This is a genomic window from Streptomyces sp. ISL-36 (assembly GCF_018614205.1).
Classification (GTDB): domain Bacteria; phylum Actinomycetota; class Actinomycetes; order Streptomycetales; family Streptomycetaceae; genus Streptomyces.
Genome location: NZ_JAGGOS010000036.1, coordinates 1 through 26,502, shown reverse-complemented (window position 1 = coordinate 26,502; position 26,502 = coordinate 1). Strand labels below are relative to the sequence as shown.

Sequence of the window (26,502 nt, the reverse complement as noted above, 5' to 3'; positions counted from 1 at the left end):
GAAATCCGCTGCGGAATCCTTGCCCGGCGTCATCCTTGCCGGGTGTCATCCTTGCGGGGCGTCATCCTTGCCGGGCGCTCTCCTCACCGGGTGTGCACGCGCCGCGGCTTCGCGGCGTTCCGGCCCTCACCACCGATGTGCCCGCCGTCCATCCCGTCGTCGCCCTCCCCCTCCTCGTCCCGCGCCGCCTCACCCCTCAGGTCACGGACCATCAGCGTGGCGCCCGCTACCGCGCCCGGCATCAGGAACACCGCCACGAGCGGCACCAGGAACGCCAGGGCCAGCGGCACCCCGAAGCCCAGCGTCAGCATTCGCCGGCCGCGCAGCAGCCCCAGCCGCTCCTTCAGTTCGACGCCCCTGCGCTGGAGGGCGACGGCCGTCAGCTCCTCGGCGAGGAAGAACCCGGAGACGCAGAAGCCGAGCACCGGGACGACCGTCTGGCCGACCACGGGGATGAAGCCGCAGGCGAAGAGCAGCACGCCGTACAGCGCGACGCGCAGCACGACCCGGAGGCTGTCGCGCGCCGAGATCCACAGCTCGCGCCAGAGCGGCAGGCCCGACTCGGGGACGTCGCCGCCCTCGGTGCGGTCGACCTGCTCGGAGAGCAACTCGTAGAAGGGCTGGCCGACCAGCAGGGTCACGGCGGTGAAGGTGATGACGGCGAGGAAGAGGCCGAAGACGAAGACGAGGGCGGTGAGGAATCCCCGGAGGAGCCCCTGCCAGGGCGAGGTCCAGTCGTCGGCGAAGGGGGTCGCCCAGCTGGTCAGGTCGTCGGCGCCGTAGCCGAGACCGATCAGCGCCCCCACGTAGAGGACGAGGGTCACGAGCCCGGGCAGCAGCCCGAAGCCGAACCACCGCCCGTGCCGGCCGACCCACTTCTGACCCTGCACCAGGTAACCGAAACCAGCCCCGAAATCACGCATGGGGATCACCCTAACCGGGCGACACGCGAGGCCCTCTTGTCGTACCCGGGTCAAGACGGTAGACCGCTCCGTACTGATCACGGCCGATCACCCACGGAGGTTGCGTACGTATGGCGAAACCCGGTCCCGTCCTCCTCACCGCCGCCTGCACCGCCCTCGGCGCCCTGCTCCTCACCTCCCTGCCCGCGTCCGCCACTCCCCCGCCCGGGCCCCGGGATCCGCGTCCCGTACGGGAGGGCGCCGGACGCGACGACACGGCGGCGCCGCCCCGGGCCCCGTCCGCCGCCGCGCGCGGCGGTCTCGTCACGTCGGAGGCGGGGCCGCGTCGCGACGGCGGGTATCCGCGCCGGACCACCCTGGCCGTGCCGCCCGCCGACCCCACCGACAAGTCGATCAAGCTCGGCCTCGCGCCGTACCACTCGCTCGCCCCGCGGCTCAACGCCCTGCAGAGACTGGGCGACCGGGTGAGTGTCGAGGTGGCCGGGCGGTCGGCCGGCGGACACGAGCTGTATCTGGTCACGGTCACCGCACCGGAGAGCGCGCGGGAGGCAGGCGAACAGGAGCGGATGCGGGAACGGATCGAGAACGCGCCTGCCGCCGCCGCGAAGGACACGCGGATCAAGACCGCGTACAAGACACCCGTCTTCATCAACAACAACATCCACGGCAACGAGTGGGAGGGCACGGACGCCGCCCTGGAGCTCATCGAGGAGCTGGCCACCGCCACCGACCGCAAGACGGCGGGGCTTCTCGCGAAGACGCGGGTGTATCTCAATGTGACGGCCAACCCCGACGGCCGGATCGCCGGCACCCGCGCCAACGGCGACGGCTTCGACCTCAACCGGGACTTCATCACCGCCTCGCAGCCCGAGGCCCGGGCGATCCGGCGGATCGCCATCGACAAGCAGCCGGCCGTGATGCTGGATCTGCACGGGTACGTCAACGGCACGCTGATCGAGCCGACCACCCCGCCGCACGGCGAGAACTACGAGTACGACCTCTTCCTCAAGAACTCCTACGCCAACGCGCTCGGCATGGAGAAGGCGGTCAACGGCCTCGGCTACACGGAGGCGAAGGACGGCGTGCGGCCGGCGGTCATCCCCTTCCGCGACGAGCAGGAGGGCTGGGACGACTGGCCTCCGATCTTCACCCCCCAGTACATGCCGTTCCAGGGCGCGGTGGCCTCGCACACCATCGAGTTCCCGATGACGGTGAACAACCGGGCGTACGACACGCTGCCGGGGGCCGAGCTGCGCCGCCGGTCCGCGATCAACGTCGGCATCGCGGGTGCGGCGATGCGGGCGACGCTCGACCACACCCTCGCCCACCGCGCGTCGGTGATCGCCGACCAGATCGAGACGTTCCGGCGGAGCGCGGCGGGCGAGGCGCAGCGGCCGGTGTCGGAGGAGACGGTGCCCGGGGTGCCGGGGATCGGCCCGGAGGACGTCTACACGACGGCCTTCCCGCGGGGGTACGTGATCCCGGCGGGGCGGTCGCAGAGGTCCTCGGTGGCGGCGGCCCGCCTCGTGGACCATCTGGTCGCCAACGACGTACGGGTCGGGCGGGCGGCGGACGGTTCGTACGTCGTCGATCTGCGCCAGCCCAAGCGGGGGATGGCGAACGTGATCCTGGCCGAGGGCCGGGACATCAGCGCGGACGTGTCGACGATGTACGACATCTCCGGCTGGAGCCTGGGGCTGCTGTGGGGCGCGACGGTGAGGAAGGTCACCGACGGCCCTCTGCCCGTCGCGGTGCGCACGGTCCATGCCGCGGCGGCGACGGGGTCGGTCGCCGCGCGCGGTGACCTGTCGCTGCGGCTCGACGATCCGAAGGAGCTGGCGGCGCTCAACGCGCTCCTCGCGCAGGGCGTGAAGGTGCGCCGTACGGCCGACGGCTCGGCGCTCGTGCCCGGGTCCGCCCGGGGGGCGGCGCGGGCGCTGGCGGACCGGTTCGGGGTGGTGTTCCGGGCGACGAAGGAGCGGGGCACGGCGCCGCTGGAGCGGACACGGGTCGCGGCCTCGGCGTCGGCGGGAGAGGTGTTCGCGCTGCGCGAGATGGGCTTCGAGGTGGTACCGGTGTCGACGGAGATCCTGAACGCGGGTTTCGACTGGTCGTCGGCGGATGTGCTGTTCGTCTCGCTGGGCCTGGACCACGGGCTTCTCACCCCGGCCGCGCGGGAGGCGCTGCGGGCGAGCGGCGTGGGCGTGGTGGGCGTCGGCCCGGCGGGCGCAGCGTTCAACGCGGCGGCGGGGCTGCTGCCGGTCACGGCCGTGGAGGGCAACGGGGACGCCAACGGGGTGGTCGCGGTCCGCAACGCGGGCGGCGCGATCACCGGCGGCGCCCCGGCGCACACCTTCGTCTACTCCCCGCTGTGGTTCACGGAGCTGGGGGCGGGCGTGCGGGTCGAGCAGTCGTACGGGACGGGTGCTCCGCTCGTCTCCGGGCACTGGCGGGCCTCCGGGGCGGACGGCCGGGGCGGTCCGGTGGACGCGGCGGGCCGGGCGTCGGTGATCAGCGGGACGGCGGCCCAGGGCGCTCCGGTGGTCCTCTTCGGCACGGAGCCGCTCTTCCGCGACCACCCGAAGGGGGTGTTCGCGCAGGTCGGAAGGGCTCTGCTGGGCAGGTAGCCGGCCGTCTGCCGGGAAGATGACCCGGTCGAGCGCAAGCGAAAGGCCGCACCCCGGTCGGTCGGGGTGCGGCCTTCGCCTAGTTTACGCGCAACTCAGACGGCCAGCTCGACCGTGATGTTGCCGCGGGTCGCCTTGGAGTACGGGCAGACCTGGTGGGCCTTCTCGAGCAGGCTCTTGGCGGTCTCGGCGTCCACGTTCGGGATGGTCGCCGAGATCTTGACGATGATGCCGAAGCCGTCGTCGTTCTTGCCTATGCCGACCTCGGCGGTGACCGTCGAGCCGGTGATGTCGGCCTTCTCGTTACGGGCCACGACGCCCAGCGCGCCCTGGAAGCAGGCGCTGTAGCCGGCGGCGAAGAGCTGCTCCGGGTTGGTGCCGGCGCCGGAGCCGCCCATGGCCTTGGGCGGGTTGACGACGACGTCGAGCTGACCGTCGTCGGTGGCGACACGGCCGTCCCGCCCGTTCTCGGCGGTGGCGATGGCGGTGTAGAGGACCTCGGAGTGCTGGATGGACATCTGTTGTCTCTTCCTTCTGCTGGTTCGCCGCGACTCGCGCCCACGATCGCGACGGCTGAGGAGAGACTAGCCGGTCACCGAAACGATCATCTTTCCGGTGTTCTCCCCGCGGAGCATGCCGAGGAAGGCCTCCACGCCGTTCTCGATGCCCTCGACGAAGGTCTCGCCGTACTTGAGCTCGCCGGAGCGCAGCCAGCCGCCGACCTCCTGAACGAACTGCGGCTGCAGGTCGTAGTGGTCGCCGACGAGGACGCCCTGGAGGCGCAGCCGCTTGCCGATGATCATGGCCATGTTGCGCGGGCCCGGGACCGGCTCGGTGTCGTTGTACTGCGCGATCATGCCGCAGATGGTGGCGCGGCCGTGCACGTTGAGCGAGGAGATCGCGGCTTCGAGGTGGTCGCCGCCGACGTTGTCGAAGTAGACGTCGATGCCGTCGGGGGCGGCCTCGCGCAGCTGCTCGCGGACAGGGCCGTTCTTGTAGTTGAAGGCGGCGTCGAAGCCGTACTCCTCGACGAGGAGCTTGACCTTCTCGTCGGATCCGGCGGAGCCGATGACCCGGGAGGCGCCCTTGAGCTTCGCCATCTGTCCGACCTGGCTGCCGACGGCACCGGCCGCGCCGGAGACGAAGACGGCGTCACCCTCCTTGAAGGAGGCGACCTCGAAGAGGCCGGCGTAGGCGGTCAGGCCCGTCATGCCGAGCACCCCGAGGTAGGTGGAGAGGGGGGCCAGGTCGGGGTCGACCTTGGTGGCGTGCTGGGCCGGGACGTCGGCGTACTCGCGCCAGCCGAGGCCGTGCAGGACGTGGTCGCCGACGGCGAAGCCCTCGGCGTTGGAGGCGACGACCTCACCGACGGCGCCGCCGTCCATGGGGTGGTCGAGCTTGAACGGGGGGATGTAGGACTTCACGTCGTTCATCCGGCCGCGCATGTACGGGTCGACGGAGAAGTGCAGGTTGCGCACCAGGATGCGGCCCTCGGCGGGCTCGCCGACGGGGGTCTCACGGAGGGCGAAGTCCGCCGGGGTGGGCCAGCCGTGCGGGCGGGCGACGAGGTGCCACTCACGGCTGGACGCGGGAAGTACGGACATGTGCACGGCCTCCTGGAAACGCTTCAGATCGAGAAAACTTCATCCTGATAAAACTTCATCAGGTGAAACAACCATGCGCCTGGATATTTCATGTTGTCAAGTACCTGGGTACGATGACGTCCATGGCCACCCCACGCACAGACCCCCTGACCCGCGAAGTCGTCGAGCTGATCGGCACGGTCGTCGCGCGGTACCACGCGGAGTACGAGCAGGCGGCCGCGCAGCACTCGCTGACCGGCGCCCAGGCCCGGGTCCTCGGGCTGCTCTCCCTGGAGCCGGTCCCGATGCGCAAGATCGCCCAGCGTCTCCACTGCGAGCCGTCGAACGTCACGGGGATCGTCGACCGCCTCGAATCACGCGGTCTCGTGGAACGGCGCCCCGACCCGGCCGACCGGCGCGTCAAGCTGGCCGCGCCCACGCCGGAGGGGGTGGAGACCGCGCGCCGGCTGCGCGACTCGCTGGACTTCGCGCGCGAGCCGCTCGGACAGCTCACGGAGGTGGAGCGCACGCTGCTGCGCGACCTGCTGAAGCGGATGCTGGGCGAGGACCTGCTCTAGCTCCCGAGGCCTGCTTACCCGCACCCGGGGGCATCAGCGCACCCCGTCTACCAGCAGAAGAAGAGGAAGCACTCCGTCTTGGCGGGGCTCGGCGCCGTCGTGGGAGGGGGCGGGGAGGGCGTCGACGAGTCGCCCGGAGCCGGCGGGGACGCGCTGCCGGAGTCGCTCGGGGCGGGCTCGCCCGGGGCCGACGCCGTGGGCGAGCCGGTGGGTGGGTCGCTCGGTGGCCCGGCCGGGCCACCGTCCGAGCCCTGCGCGTCGCCGCTGCCCGATCCCCCGGACCCCTGGCCTCCCGAACCGCCCGAACCGCCCGAACCGCCCGAACCCGCCGTATCGATCGGGACACCCGACGCCGGGCCGCCCGTGACCGTCGGACGGACCGAGGCCGGCCCGTCGACCGGGCTCGGCCCGTCCGCCGACGGCTCGGCGCTCTCCGAGGGCACGGGCGGGAGCGAGGTCTCGACGACCTCCTCCTCCTGTACGGCGGTGGCGGCGCCGCCCTCGTCCGGCGGCTCCAGGGCCAGCTTCGCCAGGCTCAGCGTCCCGGCCGCGAGAACCAGCCCCAGCGTGCCCACCAGGACGTTGCGGCCCCGGCGGCTGCGCCCCCGACGGCCCTTGCGCGACGCGGCCCGACCGGACGCGGCGGGCCCGACGGCGCCCCGGCGCGAGGCACGACGGCCTCCCGGTGCGGGGCTCGGGGGCTCGACCAGGTCCAGTTCGTAGACGTGCTCGTGCCCGGCCGCGTACTCGGTCGTCGTCCGGGGGCTTTCGTACCGCAACTCCTCGACGGGAGTTCCGCACCCCGCGCAGGCGAGGGCGCCGTTGAGGTGTCGCCGGCACTGTTGGCAGAAGTCCATGGCGCCCGCAGGCTACGTGCCACTCGAACAACAGAGGTAGCCGTCGAAGTGAGGATCCTGTGAGGAAACCGCAGCTTCCCGGCGTGCCGTCGCGATTCTCCCGCTTCGGGCAGGATGGGCGCATGACCTCAGCCGAGCCGAGCGCGCCCTTCGGGCCGCGGGAGTTCCAGCTCGTCCTGCTGCGCCGGATGGCCGATCATCAGCCGGGCCTGGTCGAGGACGCGGTACGGGAGCTGGGGGCGACCCGGACCGAGATGCGCGAGGCCAATCGGCGCTGGCAGGCGTGGGCCCATGCCCGCCGGGGCGCGGGGGAACTGAGGCGGTACCGCTCGGTGCTGGGCGAGCCCGTGGCCCGCCGTACCGTGGCGGAGTTCGCCTCCGAGATCCTCCAGTGGGAGCTCCCGCTCTGGCCCGAGCTGCGCTGGGAGGTCATGATCGGCCCTCTCGGCCGCCGTACCCCGCCGCAGGTGTGGGGCCGCGGTCTGGTGCGCGCCCCCGGTCACCCCGTCCCCGAGCTGCGCACGGAGGCCGACCTGCGGCCCTGGCGCTGCACCCTGGCCGAGGTCGGCAACGCCTTCCCGCCGGCCCAGGTCCGCGACGGCGGCGCACCCACCCGGCTGCGGCTGGACTTCACCCTGCCCGACGGGACCCCGCGCGCGGCCGAGTTCACCTGGGGTCTGCTCCAGCGCCTGCTCTGACCTGGCATCAGCCGCGTCGGGCCCCCCGGGCGGCGGATTCCAGCGCGCGCCGCGCCGCGCGGAAACGCACGATGCGAACAGGTACCCCAAGCACTCCGAGTGCCCCGTGTACCCCGCACCACCTCGGTACCCCCGCACCATCTCGCTCCGTGCCAGCACCGCACTCCGGAGGAACTGCCGTGACCGTCAGTCTTGAGCAGCTGCGCCGTTGCCATGTCGCCGTCGACCTGGGGGCCGCGCGGACCCGGGTCTTCGTCAAGGGCGCCGGACTCGTCGTCGACGAACCCAGCGTCGCCGCCGTGAACACCCGTACCGGCGCGCTGATCGCCGTCGGCGCCCTGGCCGAGAAGATGACGGGCCGGACCCCCGACTACATCCGCGTCGTCCGGCCCGTCTCCGGCGGCACCGTCGTCGACATCGAGATGGCGCAGCGGATGCTCCGCCATCTGCTCGGCGAGAAGCTCCGCCGCCAGTTGCGCCGCAAGCCCCGCCTGCGGGCCGCCGCCTGCACCCCGCACGACAGCGACCCGCTCGCCCAGCGCGCCGCCGTCGAGACCCTCGTCGGGCTCGGCGCCCGGCGGGTCGAACTGGTCGACACGCTGATCGCGGCGGCTGTGGGCTGCGGGCTTCCCGTCGAACAGCCGACCGCGACCATGATCATGGTGTGCGGGGCGGCGACCACCCAGGTCGCGGTGCTCTCGCTGGGCTCGATCGTCACCGCCGAGCGCATCCCGGTCGGCGGCAACGCGATCGACCACGCCGTCATCCAGCACCTGCGCCACGAGCACGAGCTGATGCTGCCCAGCCAGTCCGTGCGCCCGCTGCAGCTCGCGCTCCACGGCAACGGCCTCACCCTGCAGGGCCCTTCCTCGACGGAGATCCACGGCCGGGACGTGGCGACGGGCCTGGCCCGCTCGGTGACCGTCGACACCGCCGCCGTACGCGACGCGATCCACACCCCGCTGACGGCCGTGCTCGACGGCATCGGCAAGATCCTGCGCGAGTGCCCGCCGGACCTGGTGGCCGACCTCGCCGAGCGCGGCATCATGATGGTCGGCGGCAGCGCCCTGCTGCCGGGGCTCGACCAGATGCTGCGCGAGGCGACCGGGATGCCGGTGCACATCGCCGAACGGCCGGACGTGTGCGCGATCCTCGGGCTCGGCTCGATGCTGGAGGGCAAGATCCAGCCGATGGTCCTCGACCCGCTGGCCGACCCGGAATGAGCATCGATATATCCCGTTCTGTACGACAATAAGGTCATGTCGCTCTCCGACCGGGGCGAACCCGCTCCCCGCCTGCCGATGCTGCTGGAAGCGGTTCTGAACGTCGGGACCGAGCTCGAACTGCGGGCCACCCTCCAGCACATCGTGGACTCCGCGACCGAACTGACCGGGGCGCGCTACGGGGCGCTCGGAGTCGTCGACCCCGAGCGCCACCGGCTCACCGAGCTGTTCACGGCCGGGATGACCGAAGCCGAGCGGCAGCGGATCCCCCGCCTGCCCGACGGGCGGACCGGGGTCCTCGGCGCCCTGATCCAGGAGCCGCAGCCGCTCCGGCTCGACGACCTGACGGCCGATCCGCGTTCCAGCGGGGTCCCCGAGGGCCATCCGCCGATGCGCTCCTTCCTCGGCGTCCCGATCCGCGTCCACACCGAGGTGTTCGGCAACCTCTACCTGACCGAGAAACACGGCGGACCGTTCACCGAGGACGATCTGGCGCTCCTGCGGATCCTCGCCTCGCAGGCGGGGATCGCGATCGGCAACGCCCGGCTCTACGAGACCGCCCGGCAGCGCGAGCGCTGGATCGAGGGCGCTGCGGCGGTGACGACAGCCCTGCTCACCGGGGAGCCGGCGGAGGATGCGCTGATGGCGGTCGCCGAACGGGCCCGGCTGCTCGCCGACGCCTCGGCCGGGGTCGTGCTGCAGCCCACCCCGGAGGGTGGCATGGAGATCGTGGCGGCCTCGACGGTGGACGACCCGGGCGACCTGGTCGGCACGACGATCGCGCCGGGATCTCCCGTACTCACGCAACTCCTCGGCGGGGAGCCGGTCTTCGTGGAGGACTCGGCGACCGACCCCCGGATGACCACACATGTGCGGTCGCGGTTCGGACCGTCGATGATGCTGCCGCTGCAGAGCGGCGGACGGCTCATCGGCACCCTCGCCCTCCCCCGGCGGCGCGGCGGTCCCCCGTACACGGCGGTGGACCGGCTGCTCGCCGCGCAGTTCGCCTCCCAGGCGGCGCTGGCGCTGGTCCTCGCCGACGCGCGGCACAACCGGGAGCGCCTCGCCGTCTACGAGGACCGCGACCGGATCGCACGCGACCTGCACGATCTCGTCGTCCAGCGGCTGTTCGCCACGGAGATGATGCTGGAGTCGACCCGTCGGCGGGCGGCGGAGCCGTCCGAGGAGAACGCGCTGCTGGGGCGGGCGGTGGACGAGCTGGACTCCACCATCCAGGAGGTGCGGACGACCATCTTCGCCCTCCAGCAGCCGCCCGCCGACGCGCCGACCTCCTTCCGGGGGCGGGTACTGCGGGAGACGGGCGGCGCGGCGGCCGTGCTGGGCTTCCAGCCCTCGGTCCACTTCTCGGGCGCCGTGGACACCCTGATCGAGGAGGACGAGGCCGACCGGCTCCTCGCCACCCTGCGCGGAGCGCTGGCGGCCGCCCACCGGCGGACGGGTGTCACGGCCGTCACGGTCGAGGTGGCGGCCCGCCCCGACGGCCCGCGCCTGGTGGTGAGGGACGACGGTGAGCCACCGACGACGGTGAGCTGGCCGTAGGCCGTGCCCGGACTGGACTGGACTGGACTGGACTGGACTGGACTGGACGACCCGTACGGACCAGTCCCGCGCGCCGGTAGGTGCGCCGCGATCTTGACTGGTGGCGTGGACACCGTGACGAAGCCCTCCCCCGCCGTCGAGAAGCCCTCCACCACGGCCTACCGGAACCTGGCCGTGGCGACCGTCGGGTTCGCGCTCACCTTCTGGGCGTGGGACCTCATCGCACCGCTGGCCGGCTGGTACGGGGACCGGCTGGCGCTCAGCTCCTTCGAACAGTCGCTGCTGGTCGCCGTGCCGGTGCTGGTGGGCTCGCTCGGCCGGATCCCGGTCGGCGCCCTCACCGACCGCTACGGCGCGAAGCTGATGTTCCCGCTCGTCTCCGCGCTCACGATCGTGCCCGTCCTGCTGCTGGTCCCTGCCAAGAACTCGTACCTCGCGATGCTCGCCGTCGGCTTCCTCCTCGGCCTCGGCGGCACGACGTTCGCCATCGGCATCCCGTTGGTCAACTCCTGGTTCCCGCCCGCCAAGCGGGGCCTCGCGCTCGGCGTCTTCGGGATGGGCATGGGCGGTGTGGCCCTGTCCGGGTACTTCACCCCGCGCATCGCCGAGCACGGCGAGAACCTGCCGTTCTTCGTCGTGGCGGTCGCGCTCGCCGCCTACGCCGTCCTCGCCTTCCTCCTCGTCAGCGACCGCCCCGACCGGCCGGTCCCCACGGCCTCGCTCGCCGCCCGGCTCGGCAGGGCGGGCCGGCTGAAGGTGACCTGGGAGCTGTCGGCGCTGTACGCGATCGGGTTCGGCGGGATCGTCGCGTTCGGCGTCTACCTGCCGACGTACCTGAAGACGTGGTACGCGCTCGACCCGACCGACGCCGGGACGAAAGCCGCCGGATTCGCCCTGGTCACGGTCGTCTTCCGGCCGATCGGCGGCTGGCTCTCGGACCGGATCCACCCGGCCGTCGTGACCGCCGCCGCGCTCGGTGTCGTCGCCCTGCTCGCCGTCGTGCAGGCCTTCGACCCGCCGCTGAACCCGGGCGGCACCGTCGCCCTGCTCTGCATGGCCGCCGGGCTCGGCACGGCCAGCGGCTCCGTCTTCGCGCTGGTCTCCCAGGTCACCCCGCAGCCGCAGGTCGGCAGTGTCACCGGCATCGTCGGTGCGATGGGCGGGCTCGGCGGGTTCGTGCCGCCGCTGGTGATGGGGGCGATCTACAGCGCCAAGGACTCGTACTCGATCGGCTTCATGCTCCTGTCCGACCTGGCGCTCGCGGGATGTGTGTACGCGTACGGGCGGATGCGGACGATCCGGCCCCAGGAGGGCTGACCGACCGTGTGAGCTGAAAGGGCGTGAGAAAGGTCGCAGCACCGGACGGGCGGCGCGCGGGGAGAATGCCCCTCGGCAGAAGTCGACGCGAGGAGAACGACCGTTGAGCACGCTCTTCCCGGCCCTGGCGGCCGGATCGGACCGCCCCGCACTGCGCTTCGGCGCCGATGCGCTGACGTACGACGAACTGGCCGCGGCCGCGGGGGCACTGGCCGCCAGGATCAAGGACGCCGGCCGGGTGGCGGTCTGGGCGACGCCCACCGCGCGGACGGCGGTCGCGGTGGTGGCGGCGCTGCTCGCCGGGGTGCCGGCCGTTCCGCTCAACCCTCGTACGGGGGCGCGCGAGCTGGCGCACATCCTCGGGGACAGTACGCCCGGCGTGGTCCTCGCCGGCGCCGACGACGACCTGCCCGCGGGGCTCGCCCCGCTGCCCCGTGTCGTGGTGGACGTGACCGCGCGGGGCGCGGCCGTGGCCGAGACCGCCGGGCCCGAGTCCCCGGCCCTGATCGTCTACACCTCCGGCACGACCGGACCGCCCAAGGGCGTCGTCCTCTCCCGCCGGGCGATCGCCGCCTCCCTCGACGCCCTGGCGGACGCCTGGGCCTGGACGGCGGACGACGTCCTCGTCCACGCCCTGCCGCTCTTCCACGTCCATGGCCTGGTGCTCGGCGTCCTCGGCCCGTTGCGGCGCGGCGGCGCGGTGCGGCACCTCGGTGCGTTCTCGGTGGCGGGCGTCGCCCGCGAGCTCGGTACGGGCGGCGGCACGATGCTGTTCGGCGTGCCGACGATGTACCACCGGATCGCCGACGCGCTCGACGAGGACCCGGCGCTGGTACGGGCGCTGAGCGGGGCGCGGCTCCTGGTCTCCGGCTCGGCGGCGCTGCCCGTCCACGACCACGAGCGGATCACCGCGGCGACGGGCCGGACCGTGATCGAGCGGTACGGCATGACCGAGACGCTCATGAACACGTCCGTCCGCGTCGGTTCCGCGCCCCGGCCCGGGTCCGTCGGGGCCCCTCTGCGGGGTGTCGAGCTGCGCCTGGTGGAGGAGGACGGGACGGAGATCGAGGCGTACGACGGGGAGAGCGTCGGCGAGATCCAGGTCAGGGGCCCGAACCTCTTCTCGGCGTATCTGAACCGGCCGGACGCGACCGCGGCGGCCTTCGACGGGGACTGGTTCCGCACCGGGGACATGGCGGTCCGGGAGGCGGACGGCGGTGTCCGGATCGTGGGCCGCAAGGCGACGGACCTCATCAAGAGCGGCGGCTACAAGATAGGCGCGGGAGAGATCGAGAACGCGCTGCTCGACCACCCGGGGGTACGGGAGGCGGCGGTGACCGGTGAGCCGGACGCCGACCTCGGGGAGCGGATCGTGGCGTGGGTGGTGCCGGTGGACGCGGAGCACCCGCCGGGGGCGGAGGAGCTGGCGGACCATGTCGCGGGCCTGCTGGCCCCGCACAAGCGGCCGCGGGTGGTCCGCCATCTGGAGGCGCTGCCCCGCAACGACATGGGCAAGGTGCTGAAGAAGGCGCTGCCGGGGCCGGACCTCCATGGCTGAGCGGCTCGCGGCGCGTGCGGTGATCGCGCTGGTGACGGACGACTTCACCCCGCTGAGGCCACCCTCCGGTGCGGTCGCGCCGGCCCCGGACGGTCCGATCGGCTGGGCGGGTTACGACGCCTCCCGTGCGCGGGCCGCCGAGGCGACCGGCGTGGAGGAGTCGGTCGTGTACGGCACGGCGACCGTCGGCGGCCGTGCCGTCGTCCTGGTCGCCTTCGAGTTCGGCTTCCTGGGCGGCTCGCTCGGCCGGGCGGCCGGTGACCGGCTCGTCGCCGCGTACGGCACGGCGGCCGAGCGGCGCCTTCCCCTGGTCTCGCTGGTCGCGACCGGCGGCAGCCGGATGCAGGAGGGCATGGTCGCCCTGACGCAGCTCCAGCGCGTGGCGGCCGCCACGGTACGTCTGCGGGAGTCGGGCGTCCCCCATGTCGCGGTCCTGCGCGACCCGTCCACCGGAGGCGGCTGGGCCACGGTCGGCGCCGGCGCGGACGTCGTCCTCGCCCTGCCGGGCGCCCAAGTGGCCTTCGCCGGCTCCCGGGTGCGCCCCCAACACGCCGACCCGGCCGCGTACACGGCCGAGGACCAGTGGCGCCACGGTCACGTGGACGCACTCGTCCCCCCGGAGGAGCTCCGGGACACGCTGGCGCTGTGGCTGCGCCTGCTGACGGCGTCGACGGTCCCGAGCCAGGGCGGAGGCCGGGAGTCGGGCGGGCCCGCCCCCGCTCCCCCGCCGCGCGCGCTCGTCACGGTCGGGCCGTCCGGGACGGGGTGGGCCGCCGTCACTCGGGCACGTGATCCGCGGCGGGCGCGGGCCGGAGCCTATCTGGACGCGTACTTCGAGGAACGGGCGGCCGTCCGCGGGGACCGGGCCGGTGGCGTGGACCCCGGGGTGGAGTGCGGGTTCGGGGTCCACGACGGGCGGGTCGTCGCGTACGCCGCGCAGGACGGTTCCGCGACCCGGCCCGCCGGGTTCCGGACCGCGGCCCGGCTCGTACGGCTCGCGGACCGGCTCGGGATTCCCGTGCTGACCCTGGTCGACACCCCCGGCGCCGCCAACGACGCCGAGGCCGAGCGGTCCGGGGCGGGCCCGGCCATCGCGGACGCGTTCACCGCGATCGCGGGGGCCCGGGTCCCGGTGACGTCGCTCCTGATCGGCGAGGGCGGCTCCGGCGGGGCGCTCGCCCTGGCCGCCCCCGGCAACACCTGGGCCACTCCCGACAGTTACTTCTCCGTCATCGCGCCCGAGCTCGCCGCCGCGATCCTCAAGAGGACCCCCGACCAGGCCCCGGCCACCGCCGACCAGCTGCGGCTGCGCCCCCAGGACCTGGTCGAACTCGGTGTCGTCCGCGGGATCGTGACCCGCGAGGGGTGAAGGGCGGGGGCCCGGCACGGCATCACGCCGTACCGGGCCCACGCCCCGGGCGAGAGGGTCACCTCACTCCCATCGCCCGGATGATCTCCTGCCGCACCGAGCCGCCCCGGTCGTCGCTCGCACCGGCCCGCAGCGACACCGACGTCGCCCCGTCCGGCACGCGCACGTCACCGGCCCAGCCGCCCCGCGCCGAGGCCTTCAGCGCGACCTTCGTCCAGGTCGCGCCCTCGTCGTACGACACCTCCAGGGCTCCGCCGCCGATCCGGCCCGTGCCCGTCGCGCCCTCGACGTACTCGGCGAAGACACGCACCGGCAGCCGGCTCCCGCCCCGGACGTCGCCGTTCAGGTCGGTGTCGACGTCGAAGCCGAGGTTGATCAGCGGCAGATAGGTGATCCGGTCGGCCGGGGTCTCGGCGGAGCGGAACGTCCACTCGGCGTGCCCGCGCGTGGACAGCCGCCAGCGCGCCGGGTCCAGCGTGGTGTCGGTGACGACCTTGTACTGCGCCTCCTGCGCCGGGGCGTCCCAGGCGTACGCGCCGGAGCTCATCTTGCGGTCGACGCGGACGCCGTCGATGTACACCTCGGTGAACTGGGTCATCGAGTCGTCGCCCCACACGTTGCCGAAGCCGGTGTGGTCGGGGCCGGAGTCGCCCCAGCCGGGGGTGTTGAAGCGCAGGGAGTTGCCGCTGCGCTGCTGGCCCCAGCCGAGACCGGTGCCGAGCCAGGGGTGCCAGACCGGCTCGAACCAGTCGAGCGTCCGCACGGACCCGCCCCGGTAGGTGTTGGTGCCCCCGCGCTGCTCCAGGGAGTCACCGAGGTCGACCGACTCGTGCCAGCGCTGCCCGGTGCCGGTGGAGACGTACTCGGTCCGCTCGACGGGGAACACGATCCGCTCCTTGAAGCCTAAGCCTATGGGGAAGGTGTCGGTGATCGAGTAGCGGAACTCGCCGCCCTCCTCCTTCCGGGCGGTCGGCATGTGGAACGAGGAGCGGAGGGTGGCCAGTTCGTCCTCGTCGGGCCGGAAGACCAGGTCGGACGGGATCGACCCGGGGTGCCCCTCGGAGAGGTCGTAGGTGTACGGGGTGGAGGGCGTCCCGGTCAGCTCCACGGTCTGCTTCCGGGCCGCCGCGGCCGCGAGCCTGGCCGCGTCGGCGGTGTCGACGGTCGCGACGTGCAGCGGCCGGTCCTCGTACTGCTCGGTGCCGAACCAGTCCATCAGCCGTCCGGCCTCGCGGTCGGTGACGAACAGGGCCTTGGCGCCCGCGTCCTGGGCGGTCTGCGCGAGCTGCTCGGAGGTCAGCGCTCCGGCACGGACCAGAACGGCCTTGCCCCGCACGTCCTTGCCCGCGTACTCGGCCGCCGTTCCGGTGCCCGCGTCGACGAGCCCGAGCCGTGCCCGGCCCTCGAAGAGGGTCGTGCCGGTCTGGGGGACGGCCTCGGTCAGCCGGGCGCCGCCGGCGCTCGCCTCCAGGAGCGGCTTGCCGAGCCGCCACACGGTCCGGTACTCGAAGGTTCCGGTGGCGGGCCTGCGGGTGGGCGCGGCGAAGATCGAGTCGTACGTCAACGGCACCTGGACGGCGCCGCCGTAGGAGGCGCCGTTCGCCTCCCGGTCGAACTCCATCAGGAGCTGGCGGGTCTGGGTCCGCTTCTCGACCTCGGCGCGGATCTCGCGGAGCCGCCGTCCGTCGAGGGTGATCTCGCGGTCCCGGTCGAGGACGATCTCCGGTTCGGTGAGGAAGCCGAGGCCGAGCGAGTCCTCGCCCTTGCTTCCGCGGACGTCGAGGAAGGTGTCGACGGTGTACGGGCCGGGCTGCAGGCGCAGTCGGAGCGTGCCGGACTCGCCGACGGTCGCCGGGAAGGGGTCGGACCCTTCGGCGAGGCGCTGTACGCCCAGGAACGCGGGGGTCGCGGCGCCGTCGCGGTCCTTGACGTGGACGGTGAGGGTGTAGCGCTCCTCCTCCTTGGCCAGGCCGAGCGCGGTGTGCGCGACGGGCGCGCCGGCGGCCGTGGCGACGATCCGGCCGGAGGACCGGCCGACGGGGGCCTTGGCGCCGTCGCCGGTGACGGTCGTCCGGGCGGTGCCGTGGGCCGGGACGGTGAGGGTGGGGTCGGCGAGGGTGGCGACGCCCGCCGGGGTCCCCTCGACGGCGAGGCTCAACTCGACCGGCCGGTCGGTGTGGTTGGTGTAGGTGACGGTCCGGGTGACCGGCTTGTTCTCCGCGTAGGGCCAGGAGACGAAGCCGAGGTCGGCGGAGCCGGTGGCGGTGATTCCTGCGGCGACGGCCGCCCCGACGTCCACGCGGCCCGCGCCGAGCGCGTACGCGGAGTCGGTGAGCGTCTTCGACGAGGACATCAGGGCGTCCTTGAGCTGGGCACCGGTCCAGTCGGGGTGCTGCTCGGCGAGCAGGGCGGCGACGCCCGCGATGTGCGGGGTGGCCATCGACGTACCGCTCATGGAGGTGTAGAGGCCGCTGCCGGCGCTGAGTCGGGAACGGGCGGCGAGGATGCCGACGCCGGGCGCGGACAGGTCGGGCTTGAGCGCGTTGTCGCCGTGGCGCGGCCCCTGGCTGGTGAAGTACGCCGGCTGGTCGGCGGAGTCGACGGCGCCGACGGTCAGCGCGGAGTCGGCGGCGCCGGGCGAGCCGATGGAGCCGGGGGTGCCGGAGTTGCCGGCGGCGATGACGAAGAGCGCGCCGGTCTCGGCGCTGAGCGCGTTGACGGCCTGGGCCATCGGGTCGGTGCCGTCGCTCGGTTCGCGTGAACCGAGGCTCATCGAGACGATCTTCGCGTCGATGTCCTTGGCGGCCCACTCCATGCCGGCGATGATCTGCGACTCGCTGCCGGAGCCCTCGTCGCTGAGGACCTTGCCGACGGCGAGGGTCGCCCCGGGGGCGACGCCCTTCTCCTTGCCCGCGGAGCCGGCGCCGCTGCCGCCGACGGTCGAGGCGACATGGGTGCCGTGGCCGTCGCGGTCGGCGACCTCCTGGCCCTCGATGAAGCTCTTGGACTCGGCGACCCGGCCGGTGAGGTCGGGGTGTCCCGCGTCCACTCCCGTGTCGAGGACCGCGACCTTGACCCCCTTGCCGGTGAACCCGGCGTCCCAGGCCTTCGCCGAGCCGATCTGGGCGTTGGAGTCGGCCATGGCGGCGGACACCCTGCCGTCGAGCCAGATCTTGCCGAGGCCGGTGGAGCGTGCGGCGGGCCCGGTGAAGGTGCGCCAGAAGGCGGCCGGGTCCTTCGCCTCCACCGCGGCGCCGCCGATGCTGGGCAGGGTGCGGACGGTCTCGGTGCCGCGCGGGGCGGCCGCACGGCTGCCCTTCCCGTACGTGACGATGAGCGGCAGCTCGTCCGTGACGCCCTGCTCGATGAGGCCGCTGACGTCGAAGAGCCGCCGGTCGAGCACGCCGGAGTCGAGGTAGGGGCGCGCCTCGTCGGGGACGACGGTGACCCGGCCGTCGTCGATCCGGCTGCGGACGGCTCCGGTGGCGCCTGCCGCACGCTCGACGGTGACGGTCTTCTCGCCGCCGGCGAGTTCGGTGACGGTGACGCGGTCGCCGGTGATCAGGGTGACCGTGGTGCTGCCGCCCGTGGCGCCGGTGAAGGTGTCGGGCACGGAGGCTGCGGTGCCTCCGACGGCGGCGGTCTGCCCGGCCGAGAGCATCACGAGGGAGAGGCCGGCGGCGAGCAGCCCTGCTCTCCCTCTGGCGGATGATCTGGTCATCGACGCAACTCCTCGCGCACCCGGGGGAAGGGGTGGTTCCGGGTGACGCGACGAGTCTGGGGCCGGGGGGCGGGAGTTGAGTGGCCGCGCGCCTGGCGGCTATGTGCCGTGGCGGCCAACCGCCAGTTCAGGCGGTCGGGTTGAGCGCGTCGTACCGCCGGAAGCCGGGTCCGTACAGGGCGAGCAGACCGACGGCGAGGACGCAGGCGATCCCGCCGCCGGTGACGGCCACGGCCGGGGAGGTCAGATCGGCGACCGACCCGGCGAGGAAGTCGCCGAGCCGCGGCCCGCCCGCGACGACCACGATGAAGACTCCCTGGAGCCGGCCGCGCATCTCGTCCGGGGCCGCGACCTGCATCATCGTGTTGCGGAAGATCATGGAGACGGTGTCGGAGTACCCGGCGAGGGCGAGCAGCAGCAGCCCGAGCCAGAGGTTGCGGGTGAGTCCGAAGACGGCGATCGCGGTGCCCCAGCAGGCGACGGCGAGGAGGATCGCCTGCCCGTGGTGGCGGATGCGCCCCTGCCGGCCGGAGAGCACCCCGCCGAGGAGTGCGCCGGCCGCCGGGGCGGCGGCGAGCAGCCCGGTGGTGGTGGCGTCGCCGTCGTACCAGACCACGGCGACGACCGGGAAGAGTGCGCGCGGGTGGGCGAGGATCATCGCGCAGAAGTCCGAGAAGAACGTCATACGGAGGTTGGGGCGGGTGGCGAGGAAGCGCAGCCCGTCGAGGACGGAGGCGCGCTGGGCCCCGGCGCCGTCGGCGTGTTCGGGGAGCATGGAGGGCAGCCGCGCCATCGCGTAGAGGGCGGCGGAGAAGGCGACGGCGTCGACGAGGTACGCGGTCTGGTAGCCGCCGAAGCCGACGATGAGACCGCCGAGGCTCGGGCCGACGAGCGTGCCGAAGGTCGTCGTCATGGAGTTGAGCGCGTTGGCGGCGCGCAACTGCTCGGGCGGCAGCAGCCTCGGGATCATCGAGGTGCGGGCGGGTGAGTTGAGCGCGGCGCAGACGGACTGCAGGGCCACGATCGCGTACAGGAACCAGACGCGGTGGAAACCGGCGAACGCGGCCGCGGCGAGGGCGGCGGACAGCACGGCGGATCCGGTGGCGCTGGCGAGGCCGAGCTTGCGGCGGTCGACGGTGTCCGCGATGGCGCCGCCGTACAGGCCGAAGACGATGAGCGGAACGAGCGAGAAGAGTCCGACGAGCCCGACGGAGAACGGCGAGCGGGTGATCTCGTACACCTGGAGCGAGACCGCGAGCGCGGTCATGCCCTGGCCCACCCAGGAGATGGTGTTGCCGAACCAGAGGCGGCGGTAGTGCGCGGAGGTCCGGAGCGGGGTGAGGTCGGCGAAGACCCTGCGGCGGTCCGCCTGTTCGGTGGTGCTCACGCGATGTCGTACCGGAGCTCGGGCCTGGCCCAGTGGATCTGCCCGGTGGGCTCGACGGTCCCGGTGCGACGGGCTCCCGTCCGCAGGTAGAAGTCCTCGGCGGGCGGATGCGCGACGACCCGTATGGACGTGAGTCCGGCGGCGCGGGCCTGGCCGATCATGTGCTCCATCAGCAGCCGTCCGATGCCACGCCCCTGGGCCTCGTCGGCGACGAAGGCGAGGTCGAGCTCGGCCTCGTCGAGGAGGAGCGCGTAGAAGCCGAGGACCCGGCCGTGCGCGTCCACGGCGACGTGGACGGCGTGGTGCTCGATGTACGACCCTCCGACGACATAGCCGTCGACCATGCCGGCGTAGTCGCCGCGGTAGGCGCCGGACTTCCGGACGAGCCGGGTGAGGCGCTTGGAGTCGTCGGCGGTGGCGCGCCGGACGGTGACGGTGGACATGGGGCGAGTATAGGGACGGGAGCGGTGTGGGGTCCTTACCATTTTCCCGCCGCCGGTGTGGCCCTGCGCGCCTCGGTCAGCCGCAGGCGCTCAGGTCGCCCGGATCGACACCGTCGAGCCGGGCGGTCAGCTCGTCGAGCTGGGCCCGCAGCGCACGGATCTCCTCCAGGGACATCCCGGTCGCGGAGGCGATCCGCCGCGGCACGCCGAGGGCCTTCTCGCGCAGCGCGGCGCCGGAGTCGGTGACCCGCGCGGTGACGGAGCGCTCGTCCTCGGTGCTGCGCCGCCGCTCTACGTAGCCGGCCGCCTCCAGCCGCTTGAGCAGGGGCGACAGGGTGCCCGAGTCCAGCTTCAGCCGCTCGCCGATCCCCTTCACAGGCAGCTCGCCGTGCTCCCAGAGCGCCAGCATGACCAGGTACTGGGGGTAGGTGAGCCCCAGCTCCTTGAGCGCGGCCCGGTAGACGCCGTTGAACGCGCGGGTGGCGGCGTGGAGCGAGAAGCAGATCTGGCGGTCGAGTCGGAGGAAGTCCTCGTCGGGTGTCGTGTCGAGCGTCTCCATGACTCCAGGGTACGCGAGATGCGCGACGAGCGATTGAGTTGTGCACAACTGAATAGTGCGCTATCAATGAGTGGGCACCGCAGCAGCGCTCCCGAGGACAGGAAGAGAAGGCACCCATGAACGCGATCTACACCGCCGTCGCCACCGCCAACGGCCGCGAGGGCCGCGCCGTCAGCTCCGACGGCCACATCGACCTCCCGCTGGCCCACCCCCAGGCCCTCGGCGGCAACGGCCGGGGCACCAACCCGGAGCAGCTCTTCGCCGCCGGCTACGCGGCCTGCTTCGCGAGCGCGATGGGCGTGGTGGCGCGCCAGGAGAAGATCGACATCACGGACGCCTCGATCACCGCCGAGGTGAGCATCGGCAAGGACGAGACGGACGGCGGCTTCGGCCTGGCGGTCGTCATGCGCGCCGAGTTCCCGGACCACCTCCAGGGCGAGCCGGGCCGCGAGCTCCTGGAGAAGACCCACGCGTTCTGCCCGTACTCCAAGGCCACCCGCGGCAACATCCAGGTCGAGCTGGTCATCGAGTAACCACGGAATTCAGCCGTCCGGGCGACGGCACGAAAATGCCCCCGGCGTGTCGTACGTGCCGTACGTCACGCCGGGGGCATTGTGGTCGCCACAGAGATGGAAACGTTCCTGCTGTACGACCCTGAGTGGGGCGGGTGGGACTCGAACCCACGGCCGACGGATTATGAGTCCGCTGCTCTAACCGGCTGAGCTACCGCCCCTGACGGCGTGGCGCGTACATGTGTGCGCGCCGTCTGCCGCAGCATAGCCGCTCATACGATCTCCTGCTCCGGATGCTCGGCAACGCTCGACCATGAGGACCGCGCAGCGTGGCGCATGGTTCCCGGGCACAAGAAAAAGGACCCCGAAGGGTCCTCTTCCTCATCGCTCCCCCGGCTGGACTCGAACCAGCAACCCTCCGGTTAACAGCCGAATGCTCTGCCAATTGAGCTACAGGGGATCGCGCTCCCCCGACTGGACTCGAACCAGTAACCTGCCGGTTAACAGCCGGCTGCTCTGCCAATTGAGCTACAGGGGATTGCTGCGTTTGCACCGAACGTACCCACCTCGGGTGTTCCGAGCGGGCGCTCGTTCGCTGCGACACATACATTAGCGCAAGCAGGGGGGTGCTCCGCCAATCGGTATGCCGTGGGCGCTCGTGGGCACCAGTGAGGCATCAGGGAAGCTCCAGGGAAGGGTGGTGCCGCCGTGCGGTACAAGCTGACGTTCGTCGTGGGACTGGCCCTCGGTTACGTCATCGGCACACGGGCCGGTCGCGAGCGCTACGAGCAGATGAAGAAGTCGGCGCGGGACCTCTCGCAGAACCCCGCCGTGCGCAACGCCGCCGAGTCAGCGGCGCAGACCGGACGCCAGGCCGCGGGCAAGGCGTTCCACGCGGTGAGCGACAAGGTGGGCGACAGGCTGCCCGCGTCGGTCACCGAACGGATCCACGCCCTGCGCCATCACAACGGCCAGGTGACCGAGGACGACTGGGGTGTGAGCAACACCTGAGAGCGCGCGCGGGGTGGGCGGCTCGAAAACGCGTCCCCTACCCCGCGCTCGCTCCCCCCACTCCCTCGCGTGCGGCAGAATCTCTCCCATGGGGATAGTCGCCGGCTTGGACAGTTCTGCCGATTTCACTCGCATCGTCGTCTGCGACGCGGAGACGGGCGCCGTACTGCGGCAGGGCTACGCCCCACATCCCGGTGAGCCGAAGGCCACCGACGTCGACCCGCAGGCGTGGCTGCTCTCGCTCGGCGAGGCCGCGGGCGGAGGGCTGCTCGAAGGCGTGCAGGCCATCGGTGTCTCCGCCCAGCAGCACGGGCTCGTACCGCTGGACCCGCAGGGCGGTCTCGTACGGCCCGCGATGGTCGGCAACGACAAGCGGGCCCAGGTGGCCGCGGCCGATCTGATCGAGGCGTTCGGCGGACGCCAGGCCTGGGCCGAGGCCGTCGGGTCCGTGCCGCAGGCCGGGCAGCCGATCGCCAAGCTCCGCTGGCTGGCCCGCTCCGAGCCGGAGAACGCCCAGCGCGTCGCGATGCTCCTGCAGCCGCACGACTGGCTGGTCTGGCAGCTCCTCGGCCGTCCCGTGCGGCGCACCACCGACCGCGGTGCCGCCTCGGCGACCGGCTACTGGTCCGCGGGCGCGGGCGCCTACCGCCCCGACCTCGTCGAGCTGGCCCTCGGCCACCAGGCCGTGCTCCCCGAGGTCATCGGCCCCGCCGACACCGCCGGGACCACCCCCGAGGGCCTGCTGATCTCCGCCGGTACGGGCGAGACGATGGCCGCCGCGCTGGGGCTCGGCCTCGGGGCCGGCGACGCGGTCGTCTCCCTCGGCGCCTCCGGCTCCGTGATGGCCGTGCACCACGAGGCACTCGCCGACCCCCAGGGGCTCATCACCTCCTACGCCGACGCGACCGGCATGCACCTGCCCGTCGTGCACACCTCCAACGCGGTACGGGCGCTGCGCGGCAGCGCCGAGATGCTGGGCGTGGAGAACCTGCAGGAGCTGTCGGCGCTCGCCCTGAAGTCGACGCCCGGCGCCTCAGGGCTCGTGCTCCTGCCCTACCTGGAGGGCGAGCGCACCCCGCGGCTGCCGCACACCGCCGGCACCCTCAGCGGTCTGCGCCGCGAATCGATGAAGCCCGAGCACCTCGCGCGGGCCGCGTTCGAGGGCATGCTCTGCTCGCTCACCGACGCCATGGACGTCCTGCGCGGTCAGGGCGTCGAGGTGCGGCGGGTCTTCCTGCTCGGCGCCGCGGCCGAACTGCCCGCCGTCCAGGCCCTCGCGCCGGCGATCTTCGGCGCGCAGGTCGTCGTCCCCCAGCCGGCGGACTACGCGGCCCTCGGCGCGGCCCGCCAGGCAGCCTGGGCGCTCGGCGTCGCGCGCGGCACGCTGTCGCCCGCCGCTCCGCCGGCCTGGCAGGGCGCGGCGGCCCAGCTGTTCGAGGCGGGCGAGGAGCTCGCGGTGGGGCAGGCGGTGCGGCAGCAGTACGTGGCCACGCGGGAGCAGATCCACCCGGGCGCCTTCGCCTCGTGAACACGCGCCAAAACAAGTCGTAACGTCGCGGGGGTGCGGGCGATAGTAGAAGCCGTGCTCATAAGACTCCTCCGAACGCATCTGGGACCCTACAAGAAGCCCATCGCCCTGCTGGTTCTGCTCCAGTTTCTGCAGACCTGCGCCTCCCTCTACCTGCCCACCCTCAACGCGGACATCATCGACAACGGTGTCGTGGACGGGGACACGGGTTACATCCTGCGGTTCGGTGCGCTGATGATCGCGGTCTCCGTGCTGCAGGTCGTCTGCAACGTCGGCGCCGTGTACTACGGCGCGCGGACCGCCTCCGCCCTCGGCCGGGACGTCCGCGCCGCCGTCTTCGCGCGGGTGCAGTCCTTCTCGGCGCGGGAGGTCGGGCAGTTCGGCGCCCCGTCGCTGATCACCCGTACCACCAATGACGTCCAGCAGGTCCAGATGCTGGTTCTGATGGCGTTCACCCTGATGGTCTCCGCGCCCATCATGTGTGTCGGCGGCATCGTCATGGCGCTCGGGCAGGACGTGCCGCTGTCGGCGGTGCTGCTCGCGGTCGTGCCGGTCCTCGGCGTCTCGGTCTCGCTGATCGTGAAGAAGATGCGGCCGCTGTTCCGGACGATGCAGGAGCGGCTCGACACGGTGAACCGGGTGCTGCGCGAGCAGATCACCGGCAACCGGGTGATCCGGGCGTTCGTGAAGGACGGGTACGAGCGGGAGCGGTTCAAGGGCGCGAACACCGAGCTGACCGATGTCTCGATGGCGACCGGCCGGCTGATGGCGCTGATGTTCCCGACCGTGATGACGGTGGTGAACGTCTCCAGCATCGCGGTGGTCTGGTTCGGTGCGCACCGGATCGACAGCGGCGGGATGGAGATCGGCGCGCTCACCGCGTTCCTCGCCTATCTGATGCAGATCGTGATGGCCGTGATGATGGCCACCTTCATGTTCATGATGGTGCCGCGGGCCGAGGTGTGCGCCGAGCGCATCGAGGAGGTCCTGTCCACCGAGAGCAGTGTCGTGCCGCCGGCCGAGCCGGTGCGCGAGCTGCGCCGGCGCGGTCATCTGGAGGTCCGCGGCGCCGACTTCCGCTACCCGGGCGCCGAGGAGTCGGTGCTGCGGGACATCGAGCTGGTGGCACGGCCCGGTGAGACCACCGCGATCATCGGCTCGACGGGCAGCGGCAAGTCCACCCTGCTCGGGCTCGTGCCGCGGCTCTTCGACGTGACCGGCGGCGAGGTGCTCGTCGACGGCGTGGACGTGCGGACGCTCGACCCCGCGCTGATGGCGAGGACCGTCGGACTCGTGCCGCAGAAGCCGTACCTCTTCTCGGGCACGGTGGCCACGAACCTGCGGTACGGAAAGCCCGACGCGACCGACGACGAGCTGTGGCACGCCCTGGAGGTCGCCCAGGCCGCCGACTTCGTGAAGGAGCTGGAGAACGGTCTCGACGCGCCGATCGCCCAGGGCGGCACCAACGTGTCCGGCGGACAGCGCCAGCGGCTCGCCATCGCACGCACCCTGGTACAGCGGCCGGAGATCTATCTCTTCGACGACTCGTTCTCGGCGCTCGACTACCAGACGGACGCCTTGCTGAGAGAGGCGCTCAAGGAGGAGACGGCGGACTCGACCGTGGTGATCGTCGCCCAGCGGGTGTCGACCATCCGGGACGCCGACCGGATCGTGGTCCTGGACGAGGGCCGGGTCGTGGGCACCGGACGCCACCACGAGCTGATGGCGGGCAATGAGACGTACCGGGAGATCGTGCTCTCCCAGCTGACCGAGGCGGAGGCAGCCTGATGGCCGGTCCTGGCGGACGAATGATGGCCGGCGGCGGCCCCGACCAGCGGTCCATGGACTTCAAGGGCTCGGGCAAGCGGCTGCTCAAGCAGCTGGCGCCCGAGCGGGGCGCGCTGTGGCTGATGCTGCTCGCGGGTGTGCTCAGCGTCGCGGGCGCGGTGGTCGGGCCGAAGATCCTCGGCAAGGCGACCGACCTGGTCTTCGCGGGTGTCGTCGGGCGGCAGATGCCCGAGGGCACCACGAAGGCGCAGACGATCGAGAGACTGCGGGCCGCGGGCGACGGCGGGATGGCCGACATGCTGTCCGGGGTCGACTTCACGCCCGGGAAGGGGATCGACTTCGCGGCGGTCGGCGAGGTGCTGCTGTGGGTGCTGATCATCTATGTGGCGGCCGGGCTGCTCATGCTGGTCTCCACCCGGATGTCGATCAAGGTGATCAACCGCACCGTCTACCGGATGCGCGAGGACGTGCAGGCCAAGCTGGCGCGGCTGCCGCTGTCGTACTTCGACAAGGCCAAGCGCGGTGAGGTCCTCAGCCGGGCGACCAACGACATCGACAACATCTCGCAGACGCTGCAGCAGTCGATGGGGCAGCTGATCAACTCCCTGCTCACCATCGTCGGCGTGCTCGCGATGATGTTCTGGATCTCGCCGCTGCTGGCGCTGGTCGCGCTGGTGACCGTGCCGGTGTCGGTGGTCGTGGCGACGAAGGTCGGCAAGCGTTCGCAGCCGCACTTCGTGCAGCAGTGGAGGTCCACGGGCAAGCTCAACGCCCATGTGGAGGAGATGTACACCGGCCACGCGCTGGTGAAGGTCTTCGGGCGGCAGGACGAGTCGGCCGCCGACTTCCGCGAGCAGAACGAGGCGCTGTACGAGGCGGGGTTCAAGGCCCAGTTCAACAGCGGTGTCATGCAGCCGGTGATGTTCTTCATCTCGAACATCAACTACGTGCTCGTCGCCGTGGTCGGCGGGCTGCGGGTGGCCTCGGGCACCCTGTCGATCGGTGACGTGCAGGCGTTCATCCAGTACTCCCGGCAGTTCTCGATGCCGCTGACGCAGGTCGCGTCGATGGCGAACCTGGTCCAGTCGGGCGTCGCCTCGGCGGAGCGGATCTTCGAGCTCCTCGACGCCGAGGAGCAGGAGCCGGACGCCCCGGTGAGCGAGCCGAGCAAGACGGGGGCATCCCCGGCCGTGGGCCTGGAGAAGCCCTCGGAGCCGGTGGGCAAGGTGGCCCTGGAGGGGGTGGCGTTCCGTTATGAGG

Annotated in this window: 21 protein-coding genes and 3 tRNA genes; 13 read left to right on the top strand and 11 right to left on the bottom strand. The window is 72.4% G+C overall.

Annotated elements, in window-relative coordinates; translation table 11 throughout:
- Window positions 1-83 precede the first annotated feature (83 nt).
- The gene (locus tag J7E93_RS09085; RefSeq protein ID WP_215067250.1) at window positions 84-923 is read right to left on the bottom strand and encodes an EI24 domain-containing protein; all 840 of its coding nucleotides are present in this window, start codon (window positions 921-923) and stop codon (window positions 84-86) included.
- 110 nt (window positions 924-1,033) lie between these two features.
- Here J7E93_RS09085 and J7E93_RS09080 point away from each other — a divergent pair, with 110 nt between their 5' ends.
- On the top strand, window positions 1,034-3,550 hold the full coding sequence (locus tag J7E93_RS09080; protein WP_215067248.1) for a M14 family zinc carboxypeptidase: 2,517 nt from the start codon (window positions 1,034-1,036) through the stop codon (window positions 3,548-3,550).
- Between the two features lie 95 nt (window positions 3,551-3,645).
- On the opposite strand, the gene J7E93_RS09075 is transcribed toward J7E93_RS09080, so the two are convergent.
- The gene (locus J7E93_RS09075) at window positions 3,646-4,068 is read right to left on the bottom strand and encodes an organic hydroperoxide resistance protein (RefSeq protein WP_215067246.1); all 423 of its coding nucleotides are present in this window, start codon (window positions 4,066-4,068) and stop codon (window positions 3,646-3,648) included.
- Window positions 4,069-4,134: 66 nt separating this feature from the next.
- The gene (locus J7E93_RS09070) at window positions 4,135-5,154 is read right to left on the bottom strand and encodes an NADP-dependent oxidoreductase (protein WP_215067244.1); all 1,020 of its coding nucleotides are present in this window, start codon (window positions 5,152-5,154) and stop codon (window positions 4,135-4,137) included.
- Window positions 5,155-5,276: 122 nt separating this feature from the next.
- Here J7E93_RS09070 and J7E93_RS09065 point away from each other — a divergent pair, with 122 nt between their 5' ends.
- Window positions 5,277-5,711 carry a MarR family winged helix-turn-helix transcriptional regulator gene (locus J7E93_RS09065; protein ID WP_215067242.1) on the top strand — a complete coding sequence of 145 codons (435 nt, stop codon included), beginning with the start codon at window positions 5,277-5,279 and terminating at the stop codon, window positions 5,709-5,711.
- Between the two features lie 47 nt (window positions 5,712-5,758).
- On the opposite strand, the gene J7E93_RS09060 is transcribed toward J7E93_RS09065, so the two are convergent.
- Window positions 5,759-6,568 carry a hypothetical protein gene (locus J7E93_RS09060; protein WP_215067241.1) on the bottom strand — a complete coding sequence of 270 codons (810 nt, stop codon included), beginning with the start codon at window positions 6,566-6,568 and terminating at the stop codon, window positions 5,759-5,761.
- Window positions 6,569-6,690: 122 nt separating this feature from the next.
- On the opposite strand from J7E93_RS09060, the gene J7E93_RS09055 reads away from it, so the two are divergent.
- The 6 genes from J7E93_RS09055 (at window position 6,691) to J7E93_RS09030 (ending at window position 14,293) form a co-directional block, all read left to right on the top strand.
- Window positions 6,691-7,266 carry a hypothetical protein gene (locus tag J7E93_RS09055; protein WP_215067239.1) on the top strand — a complete coding sequence of 192 codons (576 nt, stop codon included), beginning with the start codon at window positions 6,691-6,693 and terminating at the stop codon, window positions 7,264-7,266.
- A 179-nt stretch (window positions 7,267-7,445) separates the two neighbouring features.
- Complete coding sequence (locus J7E93_RS09050) at window positions 7,446-8,489, top strand: rod shape-determining protein (protein WP_215067237.1); 1,044 nt, start codon at window positions 7,446-7,448, stop codon at window positions 8,487-8,489.
- 36 nt (window positions 8,490-8,525) lie between these two features.
- Window positions 8,526-10,049, top strand: coding sequence for a GAF domain-containing protein (locus J7E93_RS09045; RefSeq protein ID WP_215067235.1), 1,524 nt, complete (start codon window positions 8,526-8,528; stop codon window positions 10,047-10,049).
- 105 nt (window positions 10,050-10,154) lie between these two features.
- Window positions 10,155-11,366: an MFS transporter gene (locus J7E93_RS09040; RefSeq protein ID WP_215067233.1), complete on the top strand. Its 1,212-nt coding sequence runs from the start codon at window positions 10,155-10,157 to the stop codon at window positions 11,364-11,366.
- 103 nt (window positions 11,367-11,469) lie between these two features.
- Window positions 11,470-12,924, top strand: a complete 1,455-nt coding sequence (locus J7E93_RS09035; protein WP_215067231.1) for an acyl-CoA synthetase — start codon at window positions 11,470-11,472, stop codon at window positions 12,922-12,924.
- Window positions 12,917-14,293 (top strand): carboxyl transferase domain-containing protein, encoded by a 1,377-nt coding sequence (locus J7E93_RS09030; protein ID WP_215067229.1) that lies wholly within the window; start codon window positions 12,917-12,919, stop codon window positions 14,291-14,293. Before J7E93_RS09035 ends, J7E93_RS09030 begins: the two co-directional genes overlap by 8 nt.
- A gap of 58 nt (window positions 14,294-14,351) precedes the next feature.
- On the opposite strand, the gene J7E93_RS09025 is transcribed toward J7E93_RS09030, so the two are convergent.
- The 4 genes from J7E93_RS09025 to J7E93_RS09010 all read right to left on the bottom strand — a co-directional run bounded on the left by J7E93_RS09025 (window position 14,352) and on the right by J7E93_RS09010 (window position 20,403).
- Complete coding sequence (locus tag J7E93_RS09025) at window positions 14,352-18,014, bottom strand: S8 family serine peptidase (RefSeq protein WP_215067227.1); 3,663 nt, start codon at window positions 18,012-18,014, stop codon at window positions 14,352-14,354.
- A 127-nt stretch (window positions 18,015-18,141) separates the two neighbouring features.
- Window positions 18,142-19,401, bottom strand: a complete 1,260-nt coding sequence (locus J7E93_RS09020) for an MFS transporter (RefSeq protein ID WP_215067225.1) — start codon at window positions 19,399-19,401, stop codon at window positions 18,142-18,144.
- The gene (locus J7E93_RS09015; protein ID WP_215067222.1) at window positions 19,398-19,844 is read right to left on the bottom strand and encodes a GNAT family N-acetyltransferase; all 447 of its coding nucleotides are present in this window, start codon (window positions 19,842-19,844) and stop codon (window positions 19,398-19,400) included. Before J7E93_RS09015 ends, J7E93_RS09020 begins: the two co-directional genes overlap by 4 nt.
- 76 nt (window positions 19,845-19,920) lie before the next feature.
- Window positions 19,921-20,403, bottom strand: a complete 483-nt coding sequence (locus J7E93_RS09010; RefSeq protein ID WP_215067220.1) for a MarR family winged helix-turn-helix transcriptional regulator — start codon at window positions 20,401-20,403, stop codon at window positions 19,921-19,923.
- Window positions 20,404-20,519: 116 nt separating this feature from the next.
- Between J7E93_RS09010 and J7E93_RS09005 the strand changes: the two genes are divergently transcribed.
- On the top strand, window positions 20,520-20,936 hold the full coding sequence (locus J7E93_RS09005) for an organic hydroperoxide resistance protein (RefSeq protein WP_215067218.1): 417 nt from the start codon (window positions 20,520-20,522) through the stop codon (window positions 20,934-20,936).
- A gap of 126 nt (window positions 20,937-21,062) precedes the next feature.
- Here J7E93_RS09005 and J7E93_RS09000 read toward each other — a convergent pair.
- From J7E93_RS09000 to J7E93_RS08990, 3 genes are all read right to left on the bottom strand, one after another.
- Window positions 21,063-21,136: transfer RNA gene (locus tag J7E93_RS09000), tRNA-Ile, on the bottom strand.
- A gap of 166 nt (window positions 21,137-21,302) precedes the next feature.
- Window positions 21,303-21,375 (bottom strand) — tRNA-Asn (locus J7E93_RS08995).
- A 5-nt stretch (window positions 21,376-21,380) separates the two neighbouring features.
- Window positions 21,381-21,453 (bottom strand) — tRNA-Asn (locus J7E93_RS08990).
- A 170-nt stretch (window positions 21,454-21,623) separates the two neighbouring features.
- Here J7E93_RS08990 and J7E93_RS08985 point away from each other — a divergent pair.
- From J7E93_RS08985 to J7E93_RS08970, 4 genes are all read left to right on the top strand, one after another.
- A complete protein-coding gene (locus J7E93_RS08985) occupies window positions 21,624-21,926 on the top strand; it encodes a YtxH domain-containing protein (protein ID WP_215067216.1) in 303 nt (100 codons plus the stop codon).
- Window positions 21,927-22,014: 88 nt separating this feature from the next.
- Entirely contained in the window at window positions 22,015-23,454 is a 1,440-nt protein-coding gene (locus tag J7E93_RS08980) for an FGGY family carbohydrate kinase (protein ID WP_215067214.1), read from the top strand.
- A gap of 54 nt (window positions 23,455-23,508) precedes the next feature.
- Entirely contained in the window at window positions 23,509-25,242 is a 1,734-nt protein-coding gene (locus tag J7E93_RS08975; protein ID WP_215067212.1) for an ABC transporter ATP-binding protein, read from the top strand.
- Window positions 25,242-26,502 (top strand): ABC transporter ATP-binding protein (locus J7E93_RS08970; protein ID WP_251066268.1); only part of this gene is annotated, 1,261 nt, incomplete at its 3' end. The genes J7E93_RS08975 and J7E93_RS08970, both read left to right, overlap by 1 nt.

What these genes read in the sequence shown, in the direction of transcription:
- J7E93_RS09005 (WP_215067218.1), top strand. Translation starts at nt 20,520, where the DNA reads ATGAACGCGATCTACACCGCCGTCGCCACCGCCAACGGCCGCGAGGGC.
- J7E93_RS09010 (WP_215067220.1), bottom strand. Translation starts at nt 20,403, where the DNA reads ATGGAGACGCTCGACACGACACCCGACGAGGACTTCCTCCGACTCGAC.
- J7E93_RS09085 (WP_215067250.1), bottom strand. Translation starts at nt 923, where the DNA reads ATGCGTGATTTCGGGGCTGGTTTCGGTTACCTGGTGCAGGGTCAGAAG.
- J7E93_RS09030 (WP_215067229.1), top strand. Translation starts at nt 12,917, where the DNA reads ATGGCTGAGCGGCTCGCGGCGCGTGCGGTGATCGCGCTGGTGACGGAC.
- J7E93_RS09075 (WP_215067246.1), bottom strand. Translation starts at nt 4,068, where the DNA reads ATGTCCATCCAGCACTCCGAGGTCCTCTACACCGCCATCGCCACCGCC.
- J7E93_RS09065 (WP_215067242.1), top strand. Translation starts at nt 5,277, where the DNA reads ATGGCCACCCCACGCACAGACCCCCTGACCCGCGAAGTCGTCGAGCTG.
- J7E93_RS09025 (WP_215067227.1), bottom strand. Translation starts at nt 18,014, where the DNA reads ATGACCAGATCATCCGCCAGAGGGAGAGCAGGGCTGCTCGCCGCCGGC.
- J7E93_RS09060 (WP_215067241.1), bottom strand. Translation starts at nt 6,568, where the DNA reads ATGGACTTCTGCCAACAGTGCCGGCGACACCTCAACGGCGCCCTCGCC.
- J7E93_RS09080 (WP_215067248.1), top strand. Translation starts at nt 1,034, where the DNA reads ATGGCGAAACCCGGTCCCGTCCTCCTCACCGCCGCCTGCACCGCCCTC.
- J7E93_RS09015 (WP_215067222.1), bottom strand. Translation starts at nt 19,844, where the DNA reads ATGTCCACCGTCACCGTCCGGCGCGCCACCGCCGACGACTCCAAGCGC.
- J7E93_RS09045 (WP_215067235.1), top strand. Translation starts at nt 8,526, where the DNA reads ATGTCGCTCTCCGACCGGGGCGAACCCGCTCCCCGCCTGCCGATGCTG.
- J7E93_RS08980 (WP_215067214.1), top strand. Translation starts at nt 22,015, where the DNA reads ATGGGGATAGTCGCCGGCTTGGACAGTTCTGCCGATTTCACTCGCATC.
- J7E93_RS09070 (WP_215067244.1), bottom strand. Translation starts at nt 5,154, where the DNA reads ATGTCCGTACTTCCCGCGTCCAGCCGTGAGTGGCACCTCGTCGCCCGC.
- J7E93_RS09055 (WP_215067239.1), top strand. Translation starts at nt 6,691, where the DNA reads ATGACCTCAGCCGAGCCGAGCGCGCCCTTCGGGCCGCGGGAGTTCCAG.